Below are 11966 nucleotides of genomic sequence, written 5' to 3' on the forward strand. Positions count from 1 at the left end.
TGCGGTCGGCGGCTTTTCGAATGCGGCCCCTCCGCGGGGAAGGGCCGCCGGGTGGATCAGGCGATCTCGGCCAGACGCGCGAGGGCGGAACCGAGCTTCTCCGCTTCCTCCTCGCCCTGTTCGAGTCGGGTCCGCGCCTCGTCCACCACTTCCTCGGGTGCCGAGGCCACGAAGGACGGGTTGCCCAGACGCCCGCGCAGGCCGGCCATGTCCTTCTGAAGCTTCTCCAGCGTCTTCTCCAGCCGCGCCTTCTCGGCGCCGATGTCGATGACGCCTTCCAGCGGGATGGCGAAGCTGCCGCCCTCCACCGCGATGGTCAGCGCCCCCTTGGGTGCGCTCGCCGCCTCGGTGAAGCCCTCGAGCCGGGCGAGTCGCAGGATCAGCGCCTCGTTCCGCGCAAGGGCCCCTCGGCTTGCCTCGTCGAGCGCGATCTGCACCACCGGCAGCTTCAGCCCCGCGGGCACCCGCACCTGCGCACGGGCCGAGCGGATTTCCTCGATCAGGCCGATCACCCAGGTCATCTCGCGATCCGCTGCGGGATTGACGAGGTCCGCGCCGAAGGCGGGCCAGTCGGTGTGGACCAGCATCTTCGCGCGCCTGCCGGTGGTGGCCCAGAGCTCCTCTGTCACGAAGGGCATGATCGGGTGCAGCAGGATCATGCACTGGTCGAGCACCCAGGCCATGGTGGCGCGGGTCTCGGCGGCCGCCTCGGTGTCGAACAGCGGCTTCGAGAACTCGACATACCAGTCGCAGACCTTGCCCCAGACGAAGGCATAGAGCGCATTGGCCGCCGCGTCGAAGCGGTAGGCGGCCAGCGCGGCATCCACTTCCTCGCGCACGCGGCCGGTCTCGCCAATGATCCAGCGGTTCACCGTGGCGGTCGCGGCGGGCGGGGCGCTCCGCGTCGCGTGGCCCTCCCACACGCCGTTCATCTCGGCGAAGCGGCAGGCATTCCAGAGCTTCGTGCCGAAGTTGCGATAGCCGGCGATCCGCGCCGTGGACAGCTTCAGGTCGCGCCCCATCGCGGCCATCGCCGTCAGCGTGAAGCGCACCGCATCGGCGCCGAACTCGTCGATCAGCTCCAGCGGATCGAGCACGTTGCCGAGCGACTTCGACATCTTCTTGCCCTTCTCGTCCCGCACGAGGGCGTGGACGTAGACGGTCTTGAAGGGAACCTCGTTCACCACGGCAAGCTGCATCATCATCATCCGGGCAACCCAGAAGAAGATGATGTCGAAGCCGGTGATGAGCACGCTCGTGGGGAAGTAGCGCTTCAGTTCTGCCGTGTCCTCGGGCCAGCCCAGCGTGCCGATCGGCCAGAGCCCCGACGAGAACCAGGTGTCCAGCACGTCCGGATCGCGCCAGACCGGATAGACGAGGTGCGTCGGGTCCTCGGAAAGGTTGTAGTCGGCCAGCGACTGGGCAAGCAGGTCGATGGCCGCCGCACGGTCGGCCACCTCGACGATGCGGGCGTGGTTCAGTGGCGCTGGCAGCGAGGCCAGATCGTCGAGGAACTTCTCGGACACCCCGTCAAAATCCGCCGCGCAGTGATGCACCGGGTCGGCGTGGTTGAAGGCGCCATCCTCGAGCAGCTCGAAGATCTCGACCTCGTCCAGCCTGTCGTCGCCGTCGTCGTCAAAGCCCGCGGGCCAGACGTCGAGGCCATACCACACCGGGATCTGGTGGCCCCACCACAGCTGGCGGCTGATGCACCACGGCTCGATGTTCTCGAGCCAGTGGAAATAGGTCTTGGCGTCGCGCTCGGGCAGGATCTCGGTCCGGCCGTCGCGCACGGCGTCTATCGCGGGCTGCACGATCTTCGCCGTGTCCACGAACCACTGGTCGGTCAGCATCGGTTCGATGGCGACCTTGGAGCGGTCGCCATGCGGAACCATGTGGCGGTCGCTGTCGATGCCGTCCAGCCAGCCCTGCTCCTCGGCCAGCGCCACGATGCGCGTCCTTGCCTCGTAGCGGTCGAGGCCGTCGAGGGCGAAGACGACATCCTCGCATTCGCAGCCCTCGAGGAAATCCGGGTTCTCGGCAAGGAACATCGTGGCCCGGCCGGTCATCACGTTGATGGCGCGCAGCCCCGTCCGCTGGCCCACGCCCCAGTCGTTGAAGTCATGCGCAGGGGTGATCTTCACCGCGCCGGTGCCCTTCGAGGGATCGGCATAGTCGTCGGCCACGATCGGGATGCGGCGGCCGACCAGCGGTAGGATCACCTCCTTGCCGATCAGGTGGGCGTAGCGATCATCGGCGGGGTTCACCGCGATGCCGGTATCGCCCAGCATCGTCTCGGGGCGCGTCGTCGCCACCGTCAGGTAGTCGCGCTCTTCCCAGTCGATGGGGGTGTCGGTCTCGTCGAAGGTCACCGGATGGCGGTAGGTCGCGCCATCGGCCAGCCGGTAGCGCAGGCGCCACATGTTGCCGTTCATCTCGACCTGCTCGACTTCCAGGTCCGAGATCGCGGTCTCGAAATGCGGGTCCCAGTTCACCAGCCGCTTGCCGCGGTAGATGAAGCCCTTTTCGTAAAGGTCCACGAAGACCTTCAGCACGGCGCGCTGGAAGTTCGCGTCCATCGTGAAGGCGTTGCGCGACCAGTCGCAGGAGGCACCCAGCCGCTTCAACTGGTTGATGATCGTGCCGCCCGACTGCTCCTTCCACTCCCAGACCTTCTGAAGGAACGCCTCGCGGCCCATCTCGCGGCGCGAGGGATGGCCGGCCTTGGCGAGGTCGCGCTCCACCACCATCTGCGTGGCGATGCCCGCGTGATCCTGACCGGGCTGCCAGAGCGTGTCGAAGCCGCGCATCCGGTGCCAGCGCGTCAGGATGTCCTGCAGCGTGTTGTTGAACGCATGCCCCATGTGCAGCGAGCCCGTCACGTTCGGCGGCGGGATCATGATGCAGAAGGTCTCGGGGCGCGAGGCGTTGGCCCCGGCCTTGAAGGCGCCGGCCTTCTCCCACTGGGCATAGAGCCGGGCCTCGGCCTCGGCGGCGTTGAAGGTCTTGTCCATCGGCATGTCGCGCCCCCGTAGCTGTTGCGCCCGGTCTACCCAAGGCGAAGGCCGAGGCCAAGCCTCATCGCGCCACGGTGCCGGGGGCTAGACCGCGCGGTCGATCCGGGTGGACAGATGGATCAGGCTCTCCGAGCTTCGGACGCCGGTCATGGCGCCGACCTCGTCCAGGACCTGATCCAGAACCTGCGTCGAGGGCGCGGCGATCTGCAGGAGAAGGTCGAACCGGCCCGAGGTGGTGAAAACCTTCTCGACCTCAGCGATGGCCTTGAGGCGCGTCAGGATCGCGGGCTGCGTCCGGGGCTCGATGGTGAGCAGGACGGAGGCGCGAAGGCGGCCTTGGCGCGCCTCCTCGCCGAGCTTGAGGGTGTAGCCGGCGATCACGCCGGAGGTCTCGAGACGCTCCAGCCGGGCCTGGATCGTCGAGCGCGCGACCTTCAACCGCCGGGCGAGCGTGGCCACGGAGGTCCGCGCATCGGCCCCCAGGATGCCCAGGATGTTTCTGTCGAGTTCGTCCATGCATATTGACCAAGGTTTTCGTCATTATGCCGACAGATCGCTGCATATCAACACTTTTGATCGGTGGATTTGTGCCCCAAATGAGGCATCCTTTGTTGCAGGAAAAGGGCGGCTCATACGCACCTGGCCTGGTTTGTCGAAACCGCGCAGGTGCCTCCCACTCCCCATGAATCCGGGCAGAGGGCTTGCGTCTTGTTGGCCGAAAGGAAACGCCGATGGGACTCTCGAAAACGATCTGGACAAACCCCGCCGAATATCTCCGCGCGATCTCTCCCGAGACGCCGGTGCTGTTCTTCTCGCCCGCGACCCTGCAGGCGACCGCGCGTCGCTTCATCGACGGTTTCCCGGGCATGGTGACCTATGCCGTCAAGTCGAACCCGGAAGAGGTGGTGATCGAGAACCTCGCCGCCGCCGGCATCCGCGGCTATGACGTGGCCTCGCCGCACGAGATCCGCATGATCCGCCGGATCGCCCCCGACGCCGCGCTGCACTACAACAACCCCGTCCGCGCGCGGTCCGAGATCGCGGTGGGCGTCGAGATGGGCGTGAAAAGCTGGTCGGTCGACTCCAAGTCGGAACTCGCCAAGCTGGTCGAGATGGTCCCGGCCGAAGGCTGCGAGATCTCGGTGCGCTTCAAGCTGCCGGTCTCGGGTGCGGCCTACAACTTCGGCGCCAAATTTGGCGCGACGGTGGAGCTTGCGACCGAACTCCTCAAGACGGTGGCCGAGGCGGGCTTCATCCCCTCGATGACCTTCCACCCGGGCACGCAATGCACCGACCCGGCCGCGTGGGAGACCTACATCCGCACCGCCGCCGAGATCGGCCGCGAGGCGGGCGTGACCATCGCGCGGCTGAACGTCGGCGGCGGCTTCCCCTCTCACCGGCTGAACGGGGTGGAGCCCGAGCTTGAGGCGATCTTCCACCTGATCGACCGCGTGGCGGACGAGGCCTTCGGCGACGCCCGCCCGCTGCTGGTCTGCGAGCCGGGCCGCGGCATCTGCGCCGACGCCTTCACGCTGGCGGCGCGGGTCAAGGCAGTCCGGGACGACACCCATGTCTTCCTGAACGACGGGGTCTATGGCTCGCTGACCGAACTGCCGCTGATCGGCGTGATCGACCGCGTCGAAGTGCTGACGCCCGAGGGCCGGCGCCGTGACGGCGAGACCCGCGACCGCATCATCTTCGGCCCGACCTGCGACTCGGTGGACCGCCTTCCGGGCGAGCTTCCGCTTTCGGCGGAGGTCGAGGAGGGAGACTTTCTGGTGTTCCAGGGTATGGGCGCCTACTCGACCGCCACCAACACCCGCTTCAACGGCTTCGGCGAACTGAGTATGGCGACTGTGCTTTCGCTCAGATTGTAAATCATTCACCTATCGGTGATATTTTGAAGCCCGGCCGGAACCCTCCGGCCGGGTTTCATCTTCTTCCTCCATGTGAAAGTGGATGGACACCATGTTTGCGCTTGACCAGTCAGAGGGGTGCGAGGGCGAAACGACGGTAGTCGCGGAGGGCGGAGCATGTCGCTGATCAAGCGCATCCGCCACTGGCTCCGCCCCCATCCGACGGTCGAGACGGAACCCGCCACGCCGCCCGGTCGCGGCGCCCGCCGGGGCAGGGTGGATCACGTGATCCTGCTCGACGGCACCTGCTCATCGCTCGAGCCGGGACACGAGACGAACGTCGGCCTGCTGTTCAAGCTGCTGCGGGAAGAGCGCCGGTCGGTCCAGCGCACGATCTATTACGAGCCCGGGCTGCAATGGGGCGGCTGGCTCCGGATCGGCGATCTGGTGCAGGGCAAGGGCCTGAACCGCCAGATCCGCCGGGCCTATGGCTACCTCGCCTCGCATTACCAGCCGGGCGACCGGATCTTCCTGTTCGGCTATTCGCGCGGCGCCTATGCCGTGCGCTCGCTGGCGGGCGTGATCGACCACGTCGGCCTCCTGCGCCGCGAGGAGGCGACCGAGCGCAACGTGCAGCTGGCCTGGCGGCACTACGAGATGGGCAGCACCCGGCCCCATGCACGTGCCTTCTCGCGCCGGCTCTGCCACGAGCGGATCGAGATCGAGATGGTCGGCATCTTCGACACGGTCAAGGCGCTGGGCGTGCGCCTGCCCATTGTCTGGCGCATCGTCGCGGACCGCCACGCCTTCCACAACCACCGGCTGGGCCGCGCCGTCCGGCATGGCTTCCACGCGCTGGCCCTGGACGAGAAGCGGACCGTGTTCGAGCCGGTTCTGTGGGATTATCCCTACCACGGGCAGATCGTCGAGCAGGCGTGGTTCAAGGGCGGGCACGGCGACGTCGGCGGGCAGCTCGCGGGCGGGCGGCACGGCTCGCGCCTCCTGTCGAACATCCCGCTGGTGTGGATGCTGGAACGCGCCTCGCATTGCGGCCTGCAACTGCCCGAGGGCTGGCGCGCGCGGTTCCCCTGCGACGTCGGCGCGCCGATGACCAGCATGTATGCCGGCTGGAGCAAGATCTTCCTCTGGCGGCAGAAGCGGGTGACGCTGCGCTGCCCGACGGAATACATCCACCCCTCGGTCCGCCTGCCCGAGACGCGCCGCCGCGGCTGGCGGCTGCGGCCGGGAACCGCGGCGGCTGGTCAGCCCACGCAGGGCTGAATTACAAGCGCCCGGCAGGCCGTTACGTCGGACCCGGCTCGCCTCGATGCCATCAGCCAACTCGACGACCCTGGCCCCGAGGCTCCCGCCCGGCGCCATGCCGGATGCGCCGGGGAAAATGCAGAACGGCGGCCCTTGCGAGCCGCCGTTTCGCGTTCATGTCCCGATGTCAGCGGTGGCGCAGGTCGACGTAGTCGCGCATCTTCTCGCCCTTGTAGAGCTGGCGCGGGCGGCCGATCTTCTGCGTGGGATCGCCGATCATCTCCTTCCACTGCGAGATCCAGCCGACCGTGCGCGAGATCGCGAAGATCGGCGTGAACATCGAGGTCGGGAAGCCCATCGCGTCGAGGATGATGCCCGAGTAGAAGTCCACGTTCGGATAGAGCTTCTTCGAGACGAAGTAGTCGTCCTCCAGCGCGATCCGCTCCAGCTCCTTGGCGACCTGCAGCGTCGGGTTGTTCTCGATGCCGAGCAGGCCCAGCACCTCGTCGGCGCTTTCCTTCATCACCTTCGCCCGCGGGTCGAAGTTCTTGTACACGCGGTGGCCGAAGCCCATCAGGCGGAACGGGTCGTCCTTGTCCTTGGCGCGCTTGATGTATTCCGGGATGCGGTCCACCGTGCCGATCTCGCGCAACATCTCGAGGCAGGCCTGGTTCGCCCCGCCATGCGCCGGACCCCAGAGGCAGGCGATGCCGGCCGCGATGCAGGCGAAGGGGTTGGCGCCCGACGAGCCCGCCAGACGCACTGTCGAGGTCGAGGCGTTCTGCTCGTGGTCGGCATGGAGCATCATGATGCGGTCCATCGCCTTCGACAGCACCGGGTTCACGGTGTAGGGCTCGGCCGGCACGGCAAAGCACATGTGCAGGAAGTTGCCGGCGTAATCGAGGTGGTTTTGCGGATAGTTGAATGGCTGGCCCAGCGAATACTTGAAGGCCATCGCGGCGATCGTCGGCAGCTTGGCGATCATCCGGACCGCCGCGACCTCGCGCTGCCAGGGATCGTTGATGTCGAGCGAGTCGTGGTAGAAGGCCGACATGGCGCCCACCACGCCCACCATCGTGGCCATCGGGTGGCTGTCACGCCGGAACCCGCGGAAGAAATAGTGGATCTGCTCGTGCAGCATGGTGTGCCGCGTGATCCGGTATTCGAAATCCGCCAGCTGCGCCGCATTCGGCAGCTCTCCGTAGAGCAGCAGGTAGCAGACTTCCAGGTAGTGGGAGCGCTCGGCCAGCTGCTCGATCGGGTAGCCGCGATACAGCAGCTCGCCCTTGTCGCCGTCGATGTAGGTGATCGTGCTTTCGCAGGATGCCGTCGAGGTGAAGCCGGGGTCGTAGGTGAAGACGTCGGCTTCCGCATAGAGCTTGCGGATATCGACCACGTCCGGCCCCAGGGTGGGCGAATGGATCGGCAGGTCGATGACCTTCTCGCCGATCGTGAGCTTTGCGGATTTCGTCATGCTTCTCCCTCTCTCGTTCGGGCCGGCCCGCGCAATGCGCGCGGGGCCGAAAGGCTCCCGGTCCTGATCCGGGCCGGGGCGGGCGAGGAGGGAGGCGGCGGTCAGGCCGCGGCATCCTCCAGCCGCGCTATCGTCTCGTCCCGACCGATGACGAGCATCATGTCGTAGACGCTGGGCGTCACCGTGCGTCCTGCCAGAGCGGCGCGCAAGGGGGCAGCCAGTTTTCCGAAGCCCATTCCCTTGCCCTCGGCGAAGGCGGCAAGGACGGCCTCCAGTTCCTGCTTCGACCAGCTAGCAGTTTGCAGGATCGGCGTCAATTCGCGCAGTATACCACGGGATACCGCATCGAGGGATTTTGCCGCAGCGTCATCCGGGACAATGGGGCGTGCTTCCAGCGCGAAGCGCGCCTTTTCAAGAAGTTCCGGGAAGGTCTTCGCGCGGTCCTTCAGGCAGTAGAGCGCGGCGCGCAGGCGCTCCTCCTGCAGGTCCGTCAGCGCCGGCTTCCGCGCTGCAGCGAGATATGCCGCAATTTCATGCATCAGCGCCCCATCTTCCATGACCGCAATGTGCTGGCCGCAGACGCTTTCCAGCTTCTTGAAGTCGAGTCGCGCGGGCGAGCGGCCGATTCCCTCGAGGTCGAACCACTCCATCGCCTGTTCGGAGGTGAAGAACTCCTCGTCGCCATGCGCCCAGCCGAGGCGCGTCAGGTAGTTGCGCATCCCGGCGGCCGGATAGCCCATCGCCTGATATTCCTCGACCCCCAGCGCGCCGTGCCGCTTCGACAGCTTCTTGCCGTCGGGGCCGTGGATCAGCGGGATATGCGCCCAGACCGGAATGTCCCAGCCCATCGCCTGATAGACCATGGTCTGCCGGGCGGCGTTGTTCAGGTGGTCGTCGCCGCGGATCACATGCGTCACGCCCATGTCGTGGTCGTCCACCACCACCGCGAGCATGTAGGTAGGCGTCCCGTCAGAGCGCAGCACCACCATGTCGTCGAGTGTGTCGTTGCGGAACCGGACCGAGCCCTGCACGCGGTCCTCGATCACCGTCTCGCCGTCGCGCGGCGCCTTCATGCGGATGACATAGGGCGCGTCGGGATGGCTTGCGGGATCGGCGTCCCGCCACGGGCTCTGGAACAGGGTCGAGCGGCCCTCGGCGCGGGCGGCCTCGCGGAACGCCTCGATCTCCTCCTGCGTCGAGAAGCACTTGTAGGCCGCGCCGCGGTCCAGCATCTCGCGCGCCACCTCGGCGTGCCGGTCCTTGCGGGCGAACTGGCTGACCACCTCGCCGTCCCAGTCAAGGCCAAGCCAGGTGAGCCCGCGCAGGATCGCGTCCGTCGCCTCGGGGGTCGAGCGTTCGCGGTCGGTATCCTCGATCCGGAGCAGGAAGGTGCCCTTGTGGCCGCGGGCGAAGAGCCAGTTGAACAGCGCCGTCCGACCGCCGCCGATGTGCAGATAGCCGGTCGGCGAGGGGGCGAAACGGGTGACGACGGGCTTCTCGGTCGCGGCGGGCATGGGCGGATTAACCTTTTTGAAACCTTCGGGCGCTCAGGATCGGGTCTGTCTAGGCAATCGTGGATCGGGAAACAAGGTGCGCGCTCTGGCCCTTCCGCTCGTGGCTCTGGCCGAGGCGCGCGGGTTCCTGTTCCCCTGGGTGCCGGTCTTCCTCGGGATCGGCATCGGCCTGTGGTTCGCGCCGGCGGACGAGCCGGGCCTTGCGCTCTACCTTGCCGCCCTGGCCCTTCTGGCGGTAGGCATCGCCGGCCGGCTGCGCGGGCCGGAACTGCTGCATCCGCCGATCATCGCCGCCACCTGCATCGCGGCGGGCTTCCTCGCGGCGGGGTTCCGCGCGCAGACCGTGGCCGCGCCGATCCTCGGCTTTCACTACTATGGCGCCGTCGAGGGCAGGGTGGTCACGATCGACCGCTCGCAGTCCGACGCCATGCGGCTGACGCTCGACCGGGTGGTGCTGGAACGCACATCCCCCGAGCGCACGCCGGAGCGGGTCCGCCTCACCATCCACGGCGAGCAGCCCTTCACCCCGGAACCCGGCATGGTGGTGATGCTGACCGGCCACCTCGACGCGCCGCTGGCGCCCGCAGAACCGGGGGGTTTCGACTTTCGCCGCATGGCCTTCTTCGACCGGCTGGGGGCGGTGGGCTATACCCGCACACCGGTGGTCCTGCTCGAACCGGCCGATCCGGGGGCGGCGCCGGTCGCCCGGCTGCGGGCCGGCATCCGGACGGCCGTGCAGGACCGCTTTCCCGGCGAGGCCGGCGCCTTCGCCGCCGCGGTCCTGACCGGCGACTATGCCGGCATCAGCGCCGCGACGATGGAGGATCTGCGGCGGTCGGGGCTCGCCCATATCCTTGCGATCTCGGGGCTGAACATGAGCCTGATCGCGGGCTTCGTCTTCGCCATCGTGCGTTATGGTCTCGCCCTTGTGCCGCCGCTGGCGCTGCGGCTGCCGACGAAGAAGATCGCGGCCGGGGCGGCGTTCCTTGCCACCGGCTTCTACCTGCTGATGTCGGGCGGCAACGTGGCGACGCTCCGGGCCTTCGTCATGATCGCCTTCATGCTGGCCGCGATCCTGGCCGACCGGCGGGCGCTGTCGATGCGCACCTTCGCGCTCGCCGCGACGATCATCCTGCTCTGGCAGCCCGAGGCGCTGCTGGAAGCCGGCTTCCAGATGTCCTTTGCGGCGACCGGGGCGCTGATCTGGGGCTTCAACGGCCTGCGCGAGCGGGTGCATCCCCGCACCATGTCGCGGCTGGTGGCGCCCATCTTCATGCTGTTCCTGTCCTCGATGATCGGCGGCCTGTCCACCGGCCCCTATGCGGCGGCGCATTTCAACCGCATCGCGGTCTATGGCCTGCTGGGCAACCTGATCGCCGTGCCGGTGATGGAGCTTCTGGTGATGCCGGCCGCCGCGCTCTCGGCGCTGCTGGCGCCACTCGGGGCGGCGACGCCCGCGCTCTGGGTGATGGAACTCGGCGCGCGCTGGATCCTCTGGGTGGCGCACTGGGTGGCGGCCATGCCGGGGTCGCTGGGCGCGGTGCCGTCGCCCGGGCCATGGGTGCTGCCCCTCCTTACCCTCGGAGGGTTGTGGCTGATGCTTTGGCGCGGCCAGGCGCGGCACGCGGGGATCGCCGTCATGGCGTTGTCCTTCTGGCTCTGGTCGCAGAGCGAGCGGCCGCCGCTGCTTGTGGCCTCGGACGGGGCGCTGGTCGGGCTGATGGGGCCGCAGGGGCGGGCGCTCTCGACCCCGCGCGGCGGAGGGTTTGCGGCCGAAACCTGGCTGGAGAACGACGGCGATCTTGCCGACCAGCCGACCGCCGCCGACCGGCAGGGATTTGATGGCCCGCGCGAGGCGCGAAGGTTCCGGCTTGGCGCGCTGGAGGGGGTGGCGCTGAAGGGGAAAGGGGCCGCAGCCCTCGTCCCGGAGGCCTGCGCGACGGCCCGGCTGGTCATCCTGACCTCGCGCCACAAGGGCGAGGTGCCCGAGGGCTGCCTGCTGATCGACGAGGCCGTGCTGGACCATACCGGCTCGCTCGCGGTCTGGCCGGACGCGGATGGGCCGCGCCTTCAGCCCGCCCGCGCAGGGAACCGGCTGTGGAGCGGCGCTCAGTAGCTGCGGATCAGCCCGACGAGGCGGCCCTGCACCTTGACCATGTGGTCGGGATAGACCTGCGTCTCATAGGCGGCATTGGCCGGCTCCAGCGCGATCATCCCGCCGCGGCGGCGGAAGCGCTTCAGCGTTGCCTCGTGATCCGCGACCAGCGCCACCACGATGTCGCCATTGTCGGCCGTCTGCTGCTCGCGGATCACCACGATGTCGCCGTCGTTGATCCCGGCCTCGATCATGGAATCGCCACGGACCTCCAGCGCGTAATGCTGGCCGCGGCCCGACAGCATCGATCCCGGCACCGTCACCGACTGCGCCACGTCCGAGATCGCCTCGATCGGCATGCCGGCGGCGATCCGCCCCAGCAGCGGCAGGTCGAGCGCGTTCACGGTCTCGATCGGCCGGGCGCCCTTCGGCGGCTCGGGCCGGTCGCCCTCGATCACCTTCGGGGTGAAGCCCGCCCGTTCCATCGCCTCGGGCAGTTTCACGATCTCGATCGCGCGGGCGCGGTGGGCAAGGCGGCGGATGAAGCCGCGTTCCTCCAGCGCCGTGATCAGCCGGTGGATGCCGGATTTCGACCGCAGGTCGAGCGCGTCCTTCATCTCGTCGAACGAGGGAGGCACGCCGTCCCGGTCCATCCGGGTCTTGATGAAATCCAGCAGTTCCATCTGCTTGCGGGTCAGCACGGACAGATCCTCCGGTGGCCGGGTTCACCCCCTGTTCTGCCCGCGT

At 68.0% G+C, this 11966-nt stretch carries 8 protein-coding genes; 3 read left to right on the top strand and 5 right to left on the bottom strand.

The genetic code is table 11. The features are described 5' to 3' along the window. Positions 1–56: 56 nt before the first annotated feature. Together CK951_RS03360 and CK951_RS03365 are read right to left on the bottom strand one after the other, a co-directional pair. Positions 57–3020 carry a valine--tRNA ligase gene (locus tag CK951_RS03360; protein WP_096784811.1) on the bottom strand — a complete coding sequence of 988 codons (2964 nt, stop codon included), beginning with the start codon at positions 3018–3020 and terminating at the stop codon, positions 57–59. Between the two features lie 81 nt (positions 3021–3101). Beyond that, positions 3102–3533 carry an Lrp/AsnC family transcriptional regulator gene (locus CK951_RS03365; protein ID WP_096784812.1) on the bottom strand — a complete coding sequence of 144 codons (432 nt, stop codon included), beginning with the start codon at positions 3531–3533 and terminating at the stop codon, positions 3102–3104. Positions 3534–3748: 215 nt separating this feature from the next. Between CK951_RS03365 and CK951_RS03370 the strand changes: the two genes are divergently transcribed. Next, positions 3749–4894 carry a type III PLP-dependent enzyme gene (locus tag CK951_RS03370; RefSeq protein WP_096784813.1) on the top strand — a complete coding sequence of 382 codons (1146 nt, stop codon included), beginning with the start codon at positions 3749–3751 and terminating at the stop codon, positions 4892–4894. A gap of 156 nt (positions 4895–5050) precedes the next feature. Then, the gene (locus CK951_RS03375) at positions 5051–6154 is read left to right on the top strand and encodes a DUF2235 domain-containing protein (protein ID WP_096784814.1); all 1104 of its coding nucleotides are present in this window, start codon (positions 5051–5053) and stop codon (positions 6152–6154) included. A 169-nt stretch (positions 6155–6323) separates the two neighbouring features. Here the strand turns inward: CK951_RS03375 and CK951_RS03380 are convergent, their stop codons facing one another. Then, positions 6324–7610, bottom strand: coding sequence for a citrate synthase (locus tag CK951_RS03380; protein WP_096784815.1), 1287 nt, complete (start codon positions 7608–7610; stop codon positions 6324–6326). Between the two features lie 101 nt (positions 7611–7711). Then, positions 7712–9124 (bottom strand): glutamate--tRNA ligase, encoded by a 1413-nt coding sequence (gene gltX / locus CK951_RS03385; RefSeq protein ID WP_096784816.1) that lies wholly within the window; start codon positions 9122–9124, stop codon positions 7712–7714. A gap of 76 nt (positions 9125–9200) precedes the next feature. Between gltX and CK951_RS03390 the strand changes: the two genes are divergently transcribed. After that, positions 9201–11240 carry a ComEC/Rec2 family competence protein gene (locus CK951_RS03390; RefSeq protein WP_232520670.1) on the top strand — a complete coding sequence of 680 codons (2040 nt, stop codon included), beginning with the start codon at positions 9201–9203 and terminating at the stop codon, positions 11238–11240. Here CK951_RS03390 and lexA read toward each other — a convergent pair. After that, the gene (gene lexA, locus CK951_RS03395) at positions 11234–11920 is read right to left on the bottom strand and encodes a transcriptional repressor LexA (protein WP_096784817.1); all 687 of its coding nucleotides are present in this window, start codon (positions 11918–11920) and stop codon (positions 11234–11236) included. The genes CK951_RS03390 and lexA overlap by 7 nt on opposite strands. Between the last annotated feature and the right edge of the window lie 46 nt (positions 11921–11966).

This window comes from Rhodobacter sp. CZR27 (assembly GCF_002407205.1).
In the GTDB taxonomy this organism is placed as follows: domain Bacteria; phylum Pseudomonadota; class Alphaproteobacteria; order Rhodobacterales; family Rhodobacteraceae; genus Cereibacter_A.